Source organism: Streptomyces sp. NBC_01618 (genome assembly GCF_045209435.1).
GTDB lineage: Bacteria > Actinomycetota > Actinomycetes > Streptomycetales > Streptomycetaceae > Streptomyces.
The window spans coordinates 2,342,816-2,359,978 of the sequence record NZ_CP109297.1 but is presented as its reverse complement, the minus strand read 5'-3'; the positions used below and the strand labels follow the sequence as shown (position 1 = coordinate 2,359,978).

The following is a 17,163-nucleotide window of genomic DNA, read 5'->3' as shown; positions in this document are numbered from 1 at the left end:
TTGTTGGCCGTAGGGGGCGGACGTAGTGTCGGTAGTGCCGCAGCAAGAACAAGGAGCGGCATGCAGCGTAACCCTCCAAAGGAGGCGAAGATGAAGGTACGCAACATCTTCGACCACAGGGACAGGGACCACGGTGACTACGGACGCGGACGCGGACGGGGTCGTGGAGACGACTTCGGCGACCGCGGCGGACGTGGAGACGACTGGGGCCGTGGCGACTTCGGCGACCGTCGTGGCGGCCGCGGGGGTTACGGGGGTTACTGACCCGAAATTCCCTTCCCATCCCCAAAGCGAGGCGGGCTCGCGCTCCGGCGTGGGTCGGCCTCGCGGTCTTGGGGTCCGCGCCTATGGAGATGGTCCATAGTCCGAGCACCTCTGTGACGTGAGCCCATGCGCCTGCGCAGTTCATCACGAGGCCCAGCGCCCTCCGAAGAGACTTCTCAGGACTCGGTGACGGATGTACCGATTCGCACCGACCCCATCAGCATCATGGTGGCGTTCCGGCGCTTCTGGCCACTGACCGCAGGAGACCGGCGCTGGCTCGTCTTCATCTTCCTGTGCGCCGTCCTCGCCGCCGTCGCCGAGACCATCACCGTCCTGCTCTTCGCCGAACTCACCGACTCGGCCCTGCAGACCGGCTCGGTCAGCGCCTTCTGGAAACCGGCGGGCCAGTGGCTCGCCGTGGCCGTCATCGGCGCGGTGGTGGGATATCTGGGCCACTCGATCGCGGCCTGGACCGCCGAACGCTTCGTGATGCGGCTGCGGGCGCGGGTCTTCAGCCATCTCCAGACCCTCCCGCCGCACTTCTACCAACGCAATCGGCGCGGTGACCTGGTGGAGCGGCTGACCGGTGACGTGGAAGCCATCGAAGCGCTCGTGGTCTCCGGCATCGTCGGGGCGGCCTCGGCCGTGTTCAGCACACTCTTCTACGCCGCCGCGGCCCTGTGGCTGCGCTGGGACCTGGCCCTCGCCACCTTTCTCATGGTGCCGCTCTTCTGGTTCACGACCAGCCGATTCACCCAGCCACTGCGCGCGGTGTCCCGGCGCGGCCGCGCGGCCGACGGCGCCATCACGGCAGTCGTCGAGGAGACGCTGGTCAACGTCGTCATGACGCAGGCGTACAACAGGCAGCCCGACGAGGAGGCGCGGCTCTTCGGCAAGGCACGCATCCGCCTGAAGATGGCGGTTAAGGCCGTCCGCCTCACCGAGTTCTACGAGCAACTCGTCGAAGTCCTCGAAACGTTGTGCGTCCTGACGATCATCGGCCTGGGGGTGTGGGAGATCTCCGCGAAACGGATGACCCTCGGGCAGCTCCTGGCCTTCGCCGCCTTCATCGGCTACCTCTACCCGCCGATCCGCTCCCTGGGCCAGCTCGGTCTGACGGCCACCGCCGCGACCGCGGGAGCCGAGCGGCTGCTGGAGATCCTCGACGCCCGACCCGCCGTCACCGACCCGGCCGCCTCCGTGCCCGCCCCGCCCCGGAGCCGTGCGCTCGGCGAGGTGGAGGCGCGCAATGTCCTCTTCCACTACCCGGGCAGCAGCGAGCCCGTTCTCCGGGACCTCTCGTTCACCGCGAGTCCCGGGGAGCTGCTGGTCATCACCGGCCCCAGCGGCGCGGGCAAGTCGACGCTGGCGGCTCTGCTGCTGAGGTTCTACGACCCGGATGCCGGCAGCATCCATCTGGATGGCGTGTCCGTGGATCAGCTGCCGCTGACCTACTTGCGCGGGAACATCACGCTGCTGCCGCAGGAGACGCTCGTTCTGCACGACACCATCGAGGAGAACATCGGTTGCGGACGCACCGATGCGACCCACCGTGACGTCGTGGAGGCCGCACGGGCGGCCGACGCCCACGCCTTCATCCAGACTCTGCCAGAGGGATATGACACCGTCATATCCACTGGCACGTCCCGGCTCTCCGGAGGGCAGTTGCAGCGGATCGCGATCGCCCGCGCCATGCTGCGCGACGCGCCCGTGCTCCTGCTCGACGAGCCCACCACCGGACTGGACAGACTGGCTGCACAGCGCATCCTCGCACCGCTGCGGCGCCTCGCCGAGGGGCGCACCACCATCGTGATCACACACGATCTGGCCCTTGCCGCAGACGCCGACCGCATCCTCGTCCTGGACGAGGGACGCCTGGTGGAGTCGGGCACGCACACCCAACTCCTGGGCCGGAACGGTCTGTACGCCACCCTGTTCGAGCGCCGTACCCAACCCTGTAACGGCACCGTGTACCCGTCCGCCCGCCCGTCGGGAATCCACTGGCGGTAGGCGGGCGGTCACGGTGCCCAACTTCGCGGCCGGCCACGCTTCCTGACGCGGAGGCCCGCAGGCGTACGAGCCGTACCCGATGGCCGTCGGACCGTCGGACGCACGCCGGTCGCTACCATCCGCTGTGACCGAAACAGCCGAAACAGCCGAAGAACCCGCACACCGCCAGTGCTCCTCGCCGTCGCCTGCTGGGGCACCGCCATCGCGCTCTTCGGCCTGACCCGTCAGCTCTGGCTCGGACTGATCTTCCTGGCGCTCGCCGGCGCCGCGGACACCACCTCGATGGTCTTCCGGAACACCATGCTCCAGGCGGCCGTGCCGGACGAGATGCGGGGGCGGCTGCAGGGCGTGTTCATCGTCGTCGTGGCGGGCGGACCGAGGCTCGGCGACTTCCTCGCCGGATCGGTCGCGGACCTGACCTCGCCCGGCCTGGCCGTGACCGGCGGCGGGATCGCCTGCGTCGTCGCCGTGTCGCTGCTGGGGCTGCGGTGGCGCGGATTCGTGCGGTACGACGCGAAGAACCCGCAGCCGTGACGGCTCGGCACCGGACCCCGGCTCCCGGACCCCTTTCCCGGCTTTCCCGGATCCCGCTCCCGGACCCCGCTCCCGGATCGGGCCGGATCCGTTCTGATCCCGCCTGATCCGGGCGTAAGGCCCTGCCCGTAGCCCGTAGCCCGTGACCCGTAGCCCGTGACCCGTCAGGCAGACAGCGACCGCTTCATGATCTTGCCCAGGTCGTTGCGGGGCAGCGCCTCCAGGTAGCGGACCGTACGCGGGCGCTTGTGCGGGGCCAGCTGGGCGGCCACATGGTCCGCGAGTTCGTCCTTCGCCGGGGGCGCGGCGGGGTCGGCCGGCACCACCCAGGCGACGATGCGCTCGCCCAGATCCGGGTCCGGTTCACCGGTGACGGCGGCCTCGCGGACGCCGGGGTGGTCGAGGAGCGCGTTCTCGATCTCACCGGCGCCGATCTTGTACCCGCCGCTCTTGATCAGATCGGTGGCCTTGCGGCCGACGATCCGTACGTAGCCGTCGGGATCGCGGGTGGCCATGTCCCCCGTACGGAACCAGCCGTCCTCGGTGAGCGCCGCGGCCGTGGCGTCGGGGCGGTTCAGATAGCCGGTGAAGAGGTTCGGGCCGCGCACCTGGATCTCGCCGATGGTGTCGGGGTCGGTGAGTACGGTGCCGTCCTCCTCGACCAGACGGAGTTCGACGCCGCGCAGGGGGCCGCCGACCGTGCCGGGGCGCGGTTCGCCGTCGGCCCGGACGCCGGTGTTCATCAGGGTCTCCGTCATGCCGTACCGCTCGATGACCCGGCGGCCGGTCGCCGCCGCGATCCGCTCGTGGTCGTGGACCGGCAGCGCGGCCGAACCGGACACCAGCAGCCGGGCCCCGGCCAGCGCCTTCGCCAGCCCGGCCGCGTCCGGGCCGGAGCCGTCGAGGGCCTCGGCCAGCCGGTGGTACATCGTCGGTACGCCGAAAAGCATCGTGCCGCCGGACGACAGCTCCCGCGCCACCCCGTCGGTCGAGAACCGGCCCAGGTGCCGCACCGATCCGCCCCGACGCAGCGGCCCGAGCACGCCCAGGATCAGACCGTGCACATGGAACAGCGGCAGGGCGTGGACGAGCACGTCGTCGCCGGTCCACCGCCAGGCGTCCTCCAGCGCGTCCAGCGACGCGGCGATCGCCCGCCGCGGCAGGACCGCGCCCTTGGGCGGGCCCGTGGTGCCGGAGGTGTAGACGATCAGCGCGGGGGACTCGGGGGAGGGCTCGGGGAGCGTGGGGCACGCCGCGCCGTCCGGGGCCGTCCCGACATCGATCCGGTCCAGTGCGTCCAGCACCGGCGGGAGGACGTCGCCCGCCCCGGCCAGCACCATGCCTGGTTCGCTGTCGGCCACGATGTGCCCGAGTTCGCGCGTCCCCGTCTTCGGGTTGAGCGGCACCGCCGGCACCCCGGCCCGCAGCGCGGCCACGACGGCGACCACGGTCCCGGGCGTGGGAGTGGCCCAGACGGCGACCCGTCCGGCACCGGTGAGACGTGCGGCGAGCGCGGCGGAGGCCATGGCCAGCCGGTCGTACGTCAGGGAGTGTTCGCCGAACCGGATGGCCTCACGGACGGAACCGTCATCGGGCACACACAGAAGAGAAGTCACGCACCGCACCCTAAGACCTACCGTCGGTCCAGGGCCTGTCCGGCCATGATCCGCCGGACAGGCCCGGCCGTGGGTCCGCCGGGCTGCGCCGTGCGAGGCAACGCGGCCGGAACGCGGCCCCGGGTACGGCCCCGGTGCGCCTTGCGAGGTCGCGAACCGGACAAAGCTGAGACAATCGCAGCATGGACCGTCTGGACAGGGAGATCCTCGGCATCCTCCAGGAGGACGCCCGGATCTCGTACCGCGATCTGGGCGTACGGGTCGGGCTCAGCGCCAACGCCGCGGCCGACCGGGTGCGCCGGCTGCGGCGCGACGGCGTCATCCGCGGCTTCACCGTGATCATCGACCCGGCCGCCGACACCCGTACGGGTCTCGTCGTCTTCATCGACGTGACGCTGCGGATCGACACGACGAACGAGGTGTTCGAGCGGGCGGTGCTCGCGCTGCCCGGCATCACCGAGGTCGTGCATGTGACCGGCGGCCACGACTACCTCGTACGGGCCACCCTGGCCGACACCGCGGCCCTGGACGGACTGCTGCGCAGGCTCAAGCGGGAGGCCGGTGTCGCCCACTCCAACACCCGCGTCGCGCTCAGAGCGGCGCCTGCCAGATGACGGGTCGCGCGGGCCGCTTTCAGAGCGGCGCCTGCCAGGTCACGGTCGACGAACGCGAGCCGCCCTCCTCGCGGCCGTCGTCGGCGACCGACAGCCGGACCGCGGCCCGCCCGTCGGGGGCGCCTCCGCGTCCGGGGGCCCCGCGCGCGGGTGCGCCGCCGCCCTGTTCTCCGTCTCTTCGGTCATCCGCGCACCCCCGCAGTGCTCAGCAGGCAAGCGGGTCGAGGACCATCGGCTCGATCTTCCCGTCCAGCATCGCACCGAGCCCCAGTACGGAGCACACGTCGGGCCGGTCCGCGATGTGCACGGGCATGCCCGTCGCCTCCCGCAGCATCCGATCGAGGCCGGGCAGCAGCGCGCTGCCGCCGACCATCATGATCCCGCAGTCGACCAGGTCGGCCACCAGGTCGGGCGGGCAGTCGCGCAGGATCTTGCCGAGACCGTCGAGCACGGCGGTCAGCGGGGCGTGGATCGCCTTCCGCACGGCGGCGGTGTCGACCTCCACCGAGCGGGCCAGACCGGTCGCCACGTCCCGGCCGTGGATCTCGGTCGTGGCGGGCCCGTGCGAGCTCAGACCACTGCCGTTGAGCGCCAGTTGCAGCGGTCGTACGGACTGGCTCGGCAGCATCAACTCGTGGTGATGGCGCAGATACTGGATCACCGTGTGGTCGATGGCGTCGCCGCCGACCGGGACACGTACGGCGGTCACGATCGAGCCGAGCGAGAGCACCGCGATCTGGGTGGTCGCCGCCCCGCACACCATGATCATGGTCGCGGTCGGCTGCTCGACGGGGAGCCCGCAGCCGACGGCCGCCGCGATCAGGGTGTCGACCAGCTCGACCCGCCGGGCGCCCAGCCCCACCAACGTCTCGATGGTGGCTCGCTGGGCGAGCGGATCGCTGTCGTGCGGGGTGCAGGCGGCGGCCCGCAGCCGGGGCTTGCGGCGCAGTTGGCGGCGGAGCTTCTCGCCGAGCAGTTGGCGGAGCATCCGCTGGGCCATCTCGATGTCGATGACGGTTCCACCGGTGACCGGGCGGACCACCCGGATGTAGTCGGGGGTGCGGCCCGTCATCTGTTCGGCGAGTTCGCCGACGGCGATGAGCGAGCCGGTACGGGTGTTCATGGCGGCGGCGCTCGGCTCGTCGACGACGAGCCCGAGTCCCTTGACGTACACACGGGTCCGGGCGGCCCCGAGGTCGACGGCGACATGGCAACGGCGCAACTGCTCAAGGCTGACGGTCACGGCAGGTTCTCCCGAGAGCACTGAGGGGGTTCCGGCGGCAGCCGGCTCTCTTCGCATCGTGCGCCGTTCGGAGTCATCGCGCCCGTCGGGATGAGCCGTAGGAGGTACGGGGCTGACGGAGTGACAGCGCAGCCGGTACGCAGAGGTCAGCCGGGCAGCAGTCGCTGGAACAGCCCCCAGGTGAATTCGGCGACATACGATTCACCCGTGTCGGGCGTGTTGATCGCGAGCGCCCACCGGGTGGGCGCGCTGCCCTCCATCGGGCGGGCCGGCGCGAAGGCCCGGGCGACCTCGTCCACCGTGCCCGACCAGGGGCGCAGATCCGCGACCGTACGCAGTTCGGGACCCGGCGCTCCCGGCGCCCGCACCAGCCATTCGTTCCATACGGTCCCGCCCGGCGCGACCATCACCTCGAACCGCAGATCAGGCCAGAGCGGCACCGGCCACAGCAGCGCGTCGCACTCCAGGTCGCCGATCGTGCGGGGTACGGACGACTCGGGCTCACCGAGCACCGAACGGTAGCGCCGCAGCGCGCCCCGCCCCCGCGGCGCCCGCACCATGGCCTGCCAACGCCGATTGGCCTCCCGCATCTCGGCGAGCGAGGCGCTCAGCTCCTGCCGGGCCTCGTCGACGAGGGCGGGCTGATGGTCGGCCATCCGGCGCAGCAGGACGAGCTGGAACTCACGGGGGCCGAAAGGCGTGGGCGCGGTCATGGATTCAACGGTTCCACACAGGATCCTCACATGGGCGGCTTTCTATGTTGTCCTACAGGCATCTAATCTGCGGGCGCCATGGATTATTGCCACCCGTGTCAACGGCATCTCAACGGCGCCCTGGCCTGCGCCGGATGCGGAACCCCCGCGGAGGCGCTGAGCCACTACGCCACGCCCGCGTTTACCGGCCACGAACCGGACGCGGAGCGCGAACCGTCCGCACCGCCCCGGCCCGGGGGACGCCGCCGGGGGCGCGGTGCTGCCCGGCCCACGCGCGGCACTTCCGGTTCCCGCAGGCCGGACCGGAGGGCCGGGGCGCAGCGGCGTGGCAAGCGCGCACACCGCCGTCGGGGCCGGACGGCCCTGCTCGTCGTGCTCGGCGTGGTGCTCGCGGCGGGGCTGCTGAGCCTGGCCGAGCTGGCCATCGAGCCGAACGGCGACGACCGCGCCTCGGACTACGTACGCGAAGCGGTCCTGGATACGACCGAGCCGGCCCCGGTCCTCTCGGCGAGCGACGCGGCCGAACGGCCCGGCCCGGTGGACGGCCCCTCCGTGGTCCCGGCCACCGACACGCACCCCGCCGGTGCCACGGGCGCGGGCGGGGCGACGGGCAGCGCCCGCCCCGAGGGTTCCGGTGCAGTGCCGGTAGTACCGGAAACCGCCGCGCCCGCCACCGGGCCGTCCGCCTCCGCGGACCCGTCGCCCGGCCCCGACGCCACCGAGGGGACGTCCGGCGATCCGTCGCCCCCCGCCCGGCCCGGCAGCGACCCGACACGGTCGGCACCCCCGGCGTCGCCCACCCCGACCCCGACGCCGACGCCGACCCGGTCCGAGACATGCTGGTTCCTCTGGTTCTGCTCCTGAGCGTCCTGCTCGCGGCCCGGTTCTGCTGCTGACCCGGGTCTGCCCCTGAGCCGTTCGCCCGCCCGGCCCCCGGCCACGCCCTGCCCTCAGTCGTGGCGCGGGCCCGGCTCCCCGAGCATCCGCCGCAGAAGGTCCCGCAGCGTCGCCCGGTCCTCGTGCGACAGCTCGGCAAGCGGCTCCCGGGCGAACGTGAGCGAATCGCGCAGCTCCTGCGCCGTCCGCGCGCCCTTCTCCGTCGGGGCGGCCAGCTTCACCCGTCGGTCGGCCGGATCCGGCCTGCGCTCCACCAGGCCGCGGGTCTCCAGCCGGTCGACGATGCCGGTGACGTTCGACGGCTCGCACTTCAGCTTCTGGGCGATTTTGCGCATGGGTATCGGATCCAGGGCGAGCAGCCCGAGGACGCGCGCCTGGGCGCCGGTGAGGGAGTAGGCCGCCGCGGCCTCGTCGTACTCCTCGTGGTAACGCGCCACGACGGTGCCGATGAGCTCGACGACTTCGAGGGTCAGAGGGTCTGTACGGGTGGTGGCCATGACACCCACGATAACCAGTTACTTGACATTGTGAAATATCCAGGAGCATGGTTGTTTCACGTTGTGAAGTATTTTCATCGAGGAGACCCGGAGCCCATGTCTGCAGCACTTCCCGCGTCCAGCCGTGAATGGCACCTCGTGGCCCGCCCGCACGGCTGGCCGAAGGCCGAGGATTTCGCACTGCGTGAGGCCCCGGTCACCGCTCCCGGCGAGGGCCGCGTCCTCGTCCGCAATCTGCACTTCTCGGTCGACCCCTACATGAGGAGCCGGATGAACGACGTGAAGTCGTACACCCCGCCCTTCGAGCTCGATCACCCCATGGACGGCGGAGCGGTCGGCGAGGTCATTGCGTCGAACGCGGCGGGCATCGCGGTCGGTGACCACGTCCTGCACGGTCTCGGCTGGCGCGAGTACGCCGAGGTCCCGGCCGAACGCGTGGTGAAGGTCGACCCGTCGCTCGCCCCGCTCTCCGCCTACCTCGGCGTGCTCGGCATGACCGGTCTCACCGCCTACGCCGGCCTCTTCGAGGTCGCCTCCTTCAAGGCGGGCGACGCCGTCTTCGTCTCCGGCGCGGCCGGTGCGGTCGGCAGCCAGGTCGGCCAGATGGCGAAGCTCAAGGGCGCCTCACGGGTCATCGGTTCGGCCGGATCCGACGAGAAGGTCAAGCTCCTCATCGAGGAGTACGGCTTCGACGCGGCGTTCAACTACAAGCACGGCCCGGTCGCCGAGCAGCTGCGCGAGGCCGCTCCCGACGGCATCGACGTCTACTTCGACAACGTCGGCGGCGAACACCTCGAAGCCGCGATCTCCTCGCTCAACGTGCACGGCCGCGTCACCGTCTGCGGGATGATCGCCCAGTACAACGCGACCGAGCCGACCCCCGGCCCGCGCAACCTCGCCCTCGTCATCGGCAAGCGGCTGCGCATCCAGGGCATGCTCGTCGGCGATCACGCCGCGCTCCAGCCGCAGTTCGTCCAGGAGGTCGCCGGCTGGCTGGCCTCGGGTGAGCTGAAGTACCGCGAGACCTTCGTCGAGGGCATCGAGAACGGCTTCGACGCCTTCCTCGGCCTGCTGCGCGGCGAGAACACCGGGAAGATGATCGTCTCCCTCGCCTGAAGTCGAGCTGTCGGTCGCCTGACCGCTCGCAACCGACCGAGGGCCGCATCCCCGTCACGGGGGTGCGGCCCTCGGCCGTGCACCGGGCCCACCGCGCCGGGAGAGGCCCCCGCCCACACCAGTACCCTGACGCCATGCGTGATCTAGGGGTGGGCTTCGGCTACTTGATCAAGGGACAGCGATGGGTCGGCCGGCACGGACGCTGGTTCGGCTTCGGGCTGCTGCCCGGACTCATCACCCTCGTTCTGTACGCGGCAGCGCTCGTCGGTCTCGGCTACGGCGCCGACGACCTGGTGAGCGGGGCGACCCCCTTCGCCGACGACTGGTCGTCGCCCTGGGCCGGCCTGCTCCGCACCACCCTGACCGTGCTGGTCTTCGCCCTCGGGCTCTTCCTCGCCGTGATCACGTTCACTGCCGTGACGCTGCTGGTCGGCCAGCCCTTCTACGAGTCGCTCTCCGAGCAGGTCGACCGCACGGAGGGCGGTGAGGTCCCCGAGTCCGGACTGCCGCTCTGGCGGGAACTGTGGATCTCCGCCCGTGACAGCGTCCGCGTCCTGGTGCGGGTGGGGCTGTACTCGGTGCTGCTCTTCGCCCTCGGATTCATTCCGGTCGTCGGTCAGACCGTCGTCCCCGCGATCGGCTTCTGCGTCACCGGCTACTTCCTCGCCGAGGAACTCACCGCCGTCGCGCTCCAGCGCCGCGGCATGGTCCTGAAGGACCGGCTCGCCCTGCTGCGCGGCCGCCGCCTGCTCACCCTCGGCTTCGGCGTGCCGCTGGGCCTCGCCTTCCTCGTCCCGTTCGTCGCCGTGTTCCTGATGCCGGGCGCCGTCGCCGGGGCCACCCTGCTGGCCCGCGACCTGGTGGCGCCCGACGAGGACGAGGACGAGGACGACGGCGCGGCCCCCGCCCCGTACACCCTCCACAAGGGCTGAGACGCGAACCGCTGCTCGTCCGGCGGGCGTCACCCCTGGCCGGCCCGGCCCGCCGAGCGGCGCCTGCCGGACACCGGTCAGCTGGTGTGCACCTCCAGCGCGGACCTGACGGCCGACTCCAGGGCCCCCTCGATCCAGGCCGGCTTGATCGAGGTGTGGCAGCCGGCGAAGTGCAGCGGCCCCTCCACCGAGCGCACATCGGCGAACAACTCGGTGTGCTGGCCCGGCAGCAGCACCGACGCCTCGCCGTACGCGTACGGGTCGCGCATCCACGACTGGGTGGCGCCGACGCCCGTGTAGAAGACCTCGACACGCTGCCCGTACACGTCCTGCACCCCGCCCAGGGCGTGCGGATAGCGTTCGTCGTCGTCCAGCGAGTCCCACTTCAGCGCGTCGTCGGCCCAGCTGTACGAGGCGAGGACGACACCGCCCGCGCTGCCCTCGACCGGGTGGGACGGCTGGAACATGAAGCGGTTGGGGTTGTCGGTGACCGATCCGCCGCCGATGACGTGCGCCGCCTCGGGCTGGTCGCGCGCGGTGGCCCGGTACGCCGCGTAGTGCATTCGCTGGTTGGGCGGCAGGTGACCGGGCGGTACGGAGGGGTGGGCGCCGAGCAGTGAACCGTCGGCCGGGGCCCTGCCCAGCCGGTAGGCGTCGTACAGGCCGGGCCTGATGCGGTCCAGCTCGGTCTTCCAGTCCTTCTCCTCGAACTCCCACCAGCGGCGGCTGAATTCGAGCAGCACCTTGGTCGCCGCGTCGTAGTGGATCTCGGTGATCGCGCGCCGCTTGCCGTACGAGAGCAGGGGCGCGACGGGGATGTGGCGCAGCCCGGAGAACGGCACGGTGATGATCGCCCGGTCGCCGGTGAACGTCTCGCGCGCCAGCGGCTTGCCGTCGCGGCCCTCGGAGATCGTCTCGACCCGGACGCTGTTCGCGCCGTAACTGATCCTGGTGGCCCGGCGGTCCAGCCGCACGAGGTCCCGGACCCGCTCGTACATCGCGTCGGCCAGGGTGGCCGTGCCGTCCGGCAGTTCGAAGAACGCGGTGTCCGGGCTGATCAGGGAGGCCCCGATGAAGCTGTGCACAAAGGCGAGATGGAGCCGCGAGGTGAGGTTCTCGACCGTGCCGATGAGGTCGATGGTGCGCTCGTCGAGCTTGGCCGCCTCGGTCAGGAAGCGGAACATCGACCAGTGCCCGTACCGCTGGACCACCCGTGCCCAGCCCTCGACGAGCTCGCGGCCCTCCTTGCCCTCGAACTCCTGCCGCACGGGCTTGAAGGCATCCCGCACGATCGCCGCGGCGGTCTTGTTCTCGAACTCGGCGGGGACGCCGAACGAGCGGTTGATCGCCTGCGGCTTCGCCGCGTAGTCGGCCTTGCGCATCCGGACGCCGTTGACGTGGATCCAGGTGTGGTTGACCGGCCGGCCCTCGGCGTCGACGTCGACCAGGTAGAAGGGGCGGCGCTTCAGGTCGAAGCTGTCGATGAGCCCGGTGACGAGCGGGTGGCTGTCGGGGATCCGCATGGCGCCGGCCTCGGCGTACTGCTTCGGGTCGGCGAACGGCGCCTTCGCGTGCTCGTGGCCGCCCGTGCGGAAGGTCTTGATCCGGCCGCCGACGCGGTTGCCGTTGGCCTCGATCACGGTGACGGTGTGCCCGGCGCTGCGGAGCAGATGGGCGGCGGTGAGCCCGGCCGGGCCCGCGCCGACGACCAGCACCTTCTTGGGGGCCTTGCGGCTGCGCGGCAGGCCCTTGGACAGCAGGATGTCGCGGTACGCGGGGACCAGCGGCTGGTCCTGTTCGTCGCGTACGAGGATGGCGCGGGCGATGGTCAGGCAGGCGTTCCAGTCCGAGCCGGGGGCGGCCGTGGGGGCAAGCACGGCGGCGGAGGCGGCGGCGTCGAGGGCGTGGGGCGCGGCGGCGTTCGCGGAGCCGACGGCGGTCGTGGCGAGGGCGGCGGCACCGGCGGCGGCGCCCGTGATCATCGTGCGCCGGGAGGGCAGGCCGGAGGAGGCTCCGGTGGGCTTGGAAGTCATGCGGCCCACCTTGGGGCGCCCGGAAGGATGCCCTTCGCCCGGACGCGCGTAGAGCGCCCGGAAATCACCCGCAGGTGGGGCTCTCCCCTGCCTTGGCGACGGCGCGTCAGCGCACCGAGAATCCGTACACCGTCGACGAGACGTACTCCTCGCCCGGCCGCAGCACCGTGCTCGGGAACTCCGGCCGGTTCGGGGAGTCCGGGAAGTGCTGCGTCTCCAGCGCGATCCCCGCGCACGGCCCGAACGGCCGCCCGTCGAAGTGGTCCGCCGTGTACAGCTGCATCCCCGGCTCCGTCGTGCCGACGGTCAGGACACGCCCCGACCCCGCGTCGTACAGCTCGGCCACCGGACCCGTCCCCGCCTCGTCCAGCACGAAGTTGTGGTCGTAGTCCGGGCCGAGCGGCCGCGGCTCACGGAAGTCGAACCGGGTCCCGTCCACCGGCAGGAACTCGCCCGTCGGCAGCGACTCGGCGTCCGCCGGGGTGATCCGCCCGGCCGCGATCCGCAGCAGCTGCCCGAGGGCGCTGCCGCTGTCGGCACCCGCGAGGTTCCAGTACGTGTGATTGGTCAGGTTGACCACCGTCGGGGCGTCCGTCGTCGCCCGGTACGCGATCCGAAGCGCCCCGCCCTCGTCCAGCGTGTACGTCACCGACACCGCCAGACGCCCCGGGAAGCCCTCCTCGCCGTCCGCGGAGACCAGGGACAGCCGGACACCGTCCGCCACCTCCCGCGCCTCCCACACGCGCTTGTCGAAGCCCCGGGCCCCGCCGTGCACATGGTTGCGCCCCTCGTTCCGCGTCACCCGGTGCGTGCGCCCGTCCAGCTCGAAACAGGCTCCGCCGATCCGGTTCGCGTACCGCCCGACGAGCGCGCCGAAATACGGGCCGGTGAACGTCTCGTACCCGGCGAGGTCCGGCAGCCCGAGCGCGACACCCGCCCGCGCTCCGTCCCGGCCGGGCACCTCGACCGACTGCACGATGCCGCCGTACGTCAGGACGCGCACCCGCGTACCGCCCCGCTCCAGCGTCCAGCGGTGCACGACGGCGCCGTCCGCGAGGGTGCCGAACTCTTCCGCACGTATCACCGCGCCAGAACCTGTGTCCATGATCACAAAGCCTACGCGGGGGGCCTGGCCGAAGTGACATTGCGGTACGCGATCTCCGCCAGCCTCGCCTGTCCGTTGCGCCCCGGATGGAACCAGTCCCACTGGCTGAGCTGCTTGCCCGTGAACGCGTAGTCGAAGACCGCCCCGCCGTCGTACCGGCAGCGCCGGTCCTTCGCGCACACGTCCCGCAGCACCTCGTTGTAGGCCACGACCCGCTCCTGCACCGAGGCGCGCCGGGCCACGGCGGGCGCCCCCATGTCGTCCGCGTCCCCCAGCATCGACTGACAGATCCCCAGCTTCCAGATCTGCTTGCCCAGCGCGTTGCCGCGCCCCGTCGACCAGAGCCGCTTGAGATCCGGCACGCTCGACACGTACACCTGCGCCTTCGGCGCCCCGGCGCGCAACTGACGCATCGAAGCCTCGAACGACGCCCGGAAATCGGCCACCGGCGTCATCAGCCGCACCGAGTCCCGGCACGCGTCGTTGGCGCCGATCATCACCGTCACCAGAGCCGGCTTCTCCTTCGCGGCCAGCGCCATCTGCTCCGGCAACTGCGCGATCCTGGCTCCTGTCTCCGCGTGGTTCCAACTGCGCGCGGCGGCCCCGGACTCACCGAGCAGCCGCACGGCGAGGCTGCGCACCTCCCGGTCCGTGCCGGTCGCCCAGGACGCCTCCGGACAGTCCGCCAGCACCGAACAGGCGTCGAAACCGCGGGTGATGGAGTCACCGACGGCGGCCACCGACCCCGGACTGCGGTCCCAGACCGGCCCCGGTCTGGCGGACGGCTTGCGCTGCTCGGCCGCCGCCCCCTTCGTCGTCCCGTCCCCATCGGCGTCGCAGCCGGTCAGAGCGACGGCGCCGAGCAACGAGACCGCCGCCAGGACAACGGCCGCGGTACGCGAACGGTGACGGGCGGAACGATCCTGCATCCCTTGGTCCCCTCGGTTATGCCTCCGGCAACCCCCCGCGGCACCTGGCGGCGGGCCCGGGTGCCCCGCAGGGTGAAAGCTGAGCGAATGATGTGCCCAGGACCGACCGTACGTCACACCTCGGCCGCCGCCGCACGGTAGCTTTTCCTCGTCGAACCAGCGGCGCCCTGCCTCGCCCGGCTCCACTCGGGTGGCTTTCCGTAAATCACATCACGTCACATACTGTCCCTTTTCAGGAGATTCACCCCGATGCTGTTTACTGACGAGAACCTCGGGGGCCGGCTGAGAAGAGACGGTACGGGCGCGAGGCCGCTGGGGAAGGCGAACTTCGTCCCACACTGGAGGTCCCGGTGACGACACGTGGAGTTCTGTACGTTCACTCCGCACCGCGCGCGCTCTGCCCCCATGTCGAATGGGCGGTGGCGGGTGTCCTTGGTGTGCGGGTCCAGCTCGACTGGATCAGACAGCCGGCCGCGCCCGGCACCTGGCGCTCCGAGTTCTCCTGGGAGGCCCGCCCCGGCACGGCGTCGAAGCTGGCTTCCGCGCTGCGCGGCTGGGATCTGCTGCGCTTCGAGGTGACGGCGGAGCCGAGCCCCACGTCGGAGGGCGAGCGCTACAGCTCCACACCCCGACTGGGCATCTTCCACGCCGTCACCGGCATGCACGGCGACATCCTGGTGCCCGAGGACCGGCTGCGTGCGGCGCTGGCACGGTCGGTGCGGGGCGAGACCGACCTGGAGGCCGAGATCGCCAAGCTGCTCGGCAAGCCATGGGACGACGAACTGGAACCCTTCCGTCACGCAGGCGAGGGCGCACCGGTGCGGTGGCTGCACCAGGTGGTGTGAGGACGCGAAATTCAGCCCCTCCGGCGTCTGAGAAACCCAGCCCCTCCGGCGTCTGAAAAAAAACCCAGCCCCTCCGGCGATCGAGGAGCGGGGGTCCGGGGGCAGAGCCCCCGAAACGCCCCGTGCAACGGACGAAACCCGTCTCCCCAGCTTGGGGAGACGGGTTTCGGTGTACCGGCCCGCGGACCGCAGGTCAGACGCTGCGGAACGCGAGGACCACGTTGTGCCCGCCGAATCCGAACGAGTTGTTGATCGCGGCGATCGGACCCTCCGGCAGCGGCCGCGGCTCATCGCGCACGATGTCCGCCTCGACCGCCTCGTCGAGGTTGTCGATGTTGATGGTCGGCGGCGCCATCCGGTGGTGCAGCGCCAGGACCGTCGCGACGGTCTCGATGCCGCCCGCACCACCCAGCAGGTGACCGGTCATCGACTTCGTCGCGGAGATCGCGACGTGGTCGAGGTCGTCGCCCAGCACCTTGCGCAGCGCCTTCAGCTCCGCGACATCGCCCTGCGGCGTCGACGTGGCATGCGCGTTGAGGTGGACGACCTCGGACGGCTTGAGGTCCGTCTGGTCCAGCAGGTTCTGCATCGCGGCGGCGATGCCGCGGCCGGTCGGCTCGGGCTGCGCGATGTGGTGGGCGTCCGCGGACAGTCCCTGGCCCAGCACCTCGCAGTAGACCTTGGCGCCGCGCGCGGCGGCATGCTCCGCGGACTCCAGGACGACGACTCCGGCACCCTCGCCGAGTACGAAGCCGTCACGGCCGGTGTCGTACGGACGGGAGGCCTTCTCCGGCTCGTCGTTGCTCTTCGACATCGCCATCATGTTGGCGAACGCCGCGATCGGCAGCGGGTGGATCGCCGCCTCGGTGCCACCGGCGAGGACCACATCGGCACGGCCGGTGCGGATCATCTCGACGGCGTACCCGATCGCCTCGGCGCCCGAGGCGCAGGCGGAGACCGGAGTGTGCACACCGGCCTGGGCGTTGACCTCCAGGCCGACGTTGGCAGCCGGGCCGTTGGGCATGAGCATGGGCACGGTGTGCGGGGAGACGCGGCGTACGCCCTTCTCCTTGAGCACGTCGTACTGGTCGAGCAGGGTGATCACGCCGCCGATGCCGGAGGCGATGACCGAACCCAGCCGCTCGGGCTGGATCTTCTCGTCCTCGCCGGCCTTGCCGGTGAAACCGGCGTCCGCCCACGCCTCACGGGCCGCGATCAGCGCGAACTGCGCCGAGCGGTCCAGCTTGCGGGCGAGCGGGCGGGGCAGGACGTCGCCCGGGTCGACTGCCGCGAGCGCGGCAATCCGGACGGGCAGTTCGGCGAAACGTTCGCCCTCGAGAGGCTTGACGCCGGACCGGCCGGCCATCAGACCTTCCCAGGTCGACGCCGAGTCGCCACCCAGCGGAGTGGTTGCGCCGATACCGGTGACGACCACGGTGCGATTGGTCGAGTTCACTGGAAAATCTTCTCCACGTGTAGAGGGTCGTGAATCAGCGGCGCCACCGCCGGGTGGCGACACAGGAGCCGGGCTGATCAGCCCTGGTGCTTGAGGATGTACTCGGCGGCGTCGCCGACCGTCTTGAGGTTCTTGACGTCCTCGTCGGGGATCTTGACGTCGAAGCGCTCTTCGGCGGCGACGACGACCTCGACCATGGACAGCGAGTCGACGTCCAGGTCGTCGGTGAAGGACTTGTCCAGCTGGACGTCCTCGACCGGGATACCGGCGATCTCGTTGACGATCTCGGCGAGACCGGTGACGATCTCTTCCTGAGTGGCGGCCATGTTGGCGCTCCTTCGGTGTATATCTGCAGGGGT

Annotated in this window: 16 protein-coding genes and 1 pseudogene; 8 read left to right on the top strand and 9 right to left on the bottom strand. The window is 71.2% G+C overall.

Features of this window, described 5'->3' with window-relative positions; translation table 11 throughout:
- Positions 1 to 90 precede the first annotated feature (90 nt).
- From OH735_RS11175 to OH735_RS11165, 3 genes and pseudogenes are all read left to right on the top strand, one after another.
- Positions 91 to 264, top strand: a complete 174-nt coding sequence (locus OH735_RS11175; protein ID WP_406381225.1) for a hypothetical protein — start codon at positions 91 to 93, stop codon at positions 262 to 264.
- 126 nt (positions 265 to 390) lie between these two features.
- Positions 391 to 2,274 carry an ABC transporter ATP-binding protein gene (locus tag OH735_RS11170; RefSeq protein WP_406381224.1) on the top strand — a complete coding sequence of 628 codons (1,884 nt, stop codon included), beginning with the start codon at positions 391 to 393 and terminating at the stop codon, positions 2,272 to 2,274.
- A 168-nt stretch (positions 2,275 to 2,442) separates the two neighbouring features.
- Positions 2,443 to 2,808, top strand: a pseudogene (locus OH735_RS11165) (MFS transporter); the annotation flags it as partial.
- Between the two features lie 164 nt (positions 2,809 to 2,972).
- On the opposite strand, the gene OH735_RS11160 reads toward OH735_RS11165, so the two are convergent.
- Positions 2,973 to 4,424: an acyl-CoA synthetase gene (locus tag OH735_RS11160; RefSeq protein ID WP_406381223.1), complete on the bottom strand. Its 1,452-nt coding sequence runs from the start codon at positions 4,422 to 4,424 to the stop codon at positions 2,973 to 2,975.
- Between the two features lie 182 nt (positions 4,425 to 4,606).
- On the opposite strand from OH735_RS11160, the gene OH735_RS11155 reads away from it, so the two are divergent.
- On the top strand, positions 4,607 to 5,038 hold the full coding sequence (locus OH735_RS11155; protein ID WP_406381222.1) for an Lrp/AsnC family transcriptional regulator: 432 nt from the start codon (positions 4,607 to 4,609) through the stop codon (positions 5,036 to 5,038).
- A 205-nt stretch (positions 5,039 to 5,243) separates the two neighbouring features.
- Here OH735_RS11155 and OH735_RS11150 read toward each other — a convergent pair whose 3' ends face one another.
- Together OH735_RS11150 and OH735_RS11145 are read right to left on the bottom strand one after the other, a co-directional pair.
- Positions 5,244 to 6,281, bottom strand: coding sequence for a rod shape-determining protein (locus OH735_RS11150; RefSeq protein ID WP_406381221.1), 1,038 nt, complete (start codon positions 6,279 to 6,281; stop codon positions 5,244 to 5,246).
- 146 nt (positions 6,282 to 6,427) lie between these two features.
- Positions 6,428 to 6,994, bottom strand: coding sequence for a hypothetical protein (locus tag OH735_RS11145; RefSeq protein ID WP_406381220.1), 567 nt, complete (start codon positions 6,992 to 6,994; stop codon positions 6,428 to 6,430).
- A gap of 78 nt (positions 6,995 to 7,072) precedes the next feature.
- On the opposite strand from OH735_RS11145, the gene OH735_RS11140 reads away from it, so the two are divergent.
- Positions 7,073 to 7,858, top strand: a complete 786-nt coding sequence (locus OH735_RS11140) for a hypothetical protein (RefSeq protein ID WP_406381219.1) — start codon at positions 7,073 to 7,075, stop codon at positions 7,856 to 7,858.
- Positions 7,859 to 7,944: 86 nt separating this feature from the next.
- Here the strand turns inward: OH735_RS11140 and OH735_RS11135 are convergent, their stop codons facing one another.
- Positions 7,945 to 8,388, bottom strand: a complete 444-nt coding sequence (locus tag OH735_RS11135; RefSeq protein WP_406381218.1) for a MarR family winged helix-turn-helix transcriptional regulator — start codon at positions 8,386 to 8,388, stop codon at positions 7,945 to 7,947.
- A 96-nt stretch (positions 8,389 to 8,484) separates the two neighbouring features.
- On the opposite strand from OH735_RS11135, the gene OH735_RS11130 reads away from it, so the two are divergent.
- Both OH735_RS11130 and OH735_RS11125 read left to right on the top strand, forming a co-directional pair.
- Entirely contained in the window at positions 8,485 to 9,504 is a 1,020-nt protein-coding gene (locus tag OH735_RS11130; RefSeq protein WP_406381217.1) for an NADP-dependent oxidoreductase, read from the top strand.
- 134 nt (positions 9,505 to 9,638) lie between these two features.
- Positions 9,639 to 10,436: an EI24 domain-containing protein gene (locus OH735_RS11125; RefSeq protein ID WP_406381216.1), complete on the top strand. Its 798-nt coding sequence runs from the start codon at positions 9,639 to 9,641 to the stop codon at positions 10,434 to 10,436.
- Between the two features lie 77 nt (positions 10,437 to 10,513).
- On the opposite strand, the gene OH735_RS11120 is transcribed toward OH735_RS11125, so the two are convergent.
- The 3 genes from OH735_RS11120 to OH735_RS11110 all read right to left on the bottom strand — a co-directional run bounded on the left by OH735_RS11120 (position 10,514) and on the right by OH735_RS11110 (position 14,503).
- Positions 10,514 to 12,469, bottom strand: a complete 1,956-nt coding sequence (locus tag OH735_RS11120) for a flavin monoamine oxidase family protein (RefSeq protein ID WP_406381215.1) — start codon at positions 12,467 to 12,469, stop codon at positions 10,514 to 10,516.
- A 106-nt stretch (positions 12,470 to 12,575) separates the two neighbouring features.
- Positions 12,576 to 13,574: an aldose epimerase family protein gene (locus tag OH735_RS11115; RefSeq protein ID WP_406381214.1), complete on the bottom strand. Its 999-nt coding sequence runs from the start codon at positions 13,572 to 13,574 to the stop codon at positions 12,576 to 12,578.
- 11 nt (positions 13,575 to 13,585) lie between these two features.
- On the bottom strand, positions 13,586 to 14,503 hold the full coding sequence (locus tag OH735_RS11110) for an SGNH/GDSL hydrolase family protein (RefSeq protein WP_406381213.1): 918 nt from the start codon (positions 14,501 to 14,503) through the stop codon (positions 13,586 to 13,588).
- Positions 14,504 to 14,853: 350 nt separating this feature from the next.
- Between OH735_RS11110 and OH735_RS11105 the strand changes: the two genes are divergently transcribed.
- Entirely contained in the window at positions 14,854 to 15,348 is a 495-nt protein-coding gene (locus OH735_RS11105; protein ID WP_406381212.1) for a DUF3145 domain-containing protein, read from the top strand.
- 193 nt (positions 15,349 to 15,541) lie between these two features.
- Here the strand turns inward: OH735_RS11105 and fabF are convergent, their stop codons facing one another.
- Positions 15,542 to 16,804 (bottom strand): beta-ketoacyl-ACP synthase II, encoded by a 1,263-nt coding sequence (gene fabF / locus OH735_RS11100; RefSeq protein WP_384447278.1) that lies wholly within the window; start codon positions 16,802 to 16,804, stop codon positions 15,542 to 15,544.
- Positions 16,805 to 16,881: 77 nt separating this feature from the next.
- Positions 16,882 to 17,130: an acyl carrier protein gene (locus OH735_RS11095; protein ID WP_028439857.1), complete on the bottom strand. Its 249-nt coding sequence runs from the start codon at positions 17,128 to 17,130 to the stop codon at positions 16,882 to 16,884.
- Between the last annotated feature and the right edge of the window lie 33 nt (positions 17,131 to 17,163).

Bases quoted from the DNA above. Each gene is read 5' to 3' on its own strand.
- OH735_RS11145 (WP_406381220.1), bottom strand. From the start codon at position 6,994: ATGACCGCGCCCACGCCTTTCGGCCCCCGTGAGTTCCAGCTCGTCCTG.
- OH735_RS11170 (WP_406381224.1), top strand. From the start codon at position 391: ATGCGCCTGCGCAGTTCATCACGAGGCCCAGCGCCCTCCGAAGAGACT.
- OH735_RS11135 (WP_406381218.1), bottom strand. From the start codon at position 8,388: ATGGCCACCACCCGTACAGACCCTCTGACCCTCGAAGTCGTCGAGCTC.
- OH735_RS11110 (WP_406381213.1), bottom strand. From the start codon at position 14,503: ATGCAGGATCGTTCCGCCCGTCACCGTTCGCGTACCGCGGCCGTTGTC.
- OH735_RS11125 (WP_406381216.1), top strand. From the start codon at position 9,639: ATGCGTGATCTAGGGGTGGGCTTCGGCTACTTGATCAAGGGACAGCGA.
- OH735_RS11175 (WP_406381225.1), top strand. From the start codon at position 91: ATGAAGGTACGCAACATCTTCGACCACAGGGACAGGGACCACGGTGAC.
- OH735_RS11140 (WP_406381219.1), top strand. From the start codon at position 7,073: ATGGATTATTGCCACCCGTGTCAACGGCATCTCAACGGCGCCCTGGCC.
- OH735_RS11130 (WP_406381217.1), top strand. From the start codon at position 8,485: ATGTCTGCAGCACTTCCCGCGTCCAGCCGTGAATGGCACCTCGTGGCC.
- OH735_RS11095 (WP_028439857.1), bottom strand. From the start codon at position 17,130: ATGGCCGCCACTCAGGAAGAGATCGTCACCGGTCTCGCCGAGATCGTC.
- OH735_RS11115 (WP_406381214.1), bottom strand. From the start codon at position 13,574: ATGGACACAGGTTCTGGCGCGGTGATACGTGCGGAAGAGTTCGGCACC.
- OH735_RS11120 (WP_406381215.1), bottom strand. From the start codon at position 12,469: ATGACTTCCAAGCCCACCGGAGCCTCCTCCGGCCTGCCCTCCCGGCGC.
- OH735_RS11155 (WP_406381222.1), top strand. From the start codon at position 4,607: ATGGACCGTCTGGACAGGGAGATCCTCGGCATCCTCCAGGAGGACGCC.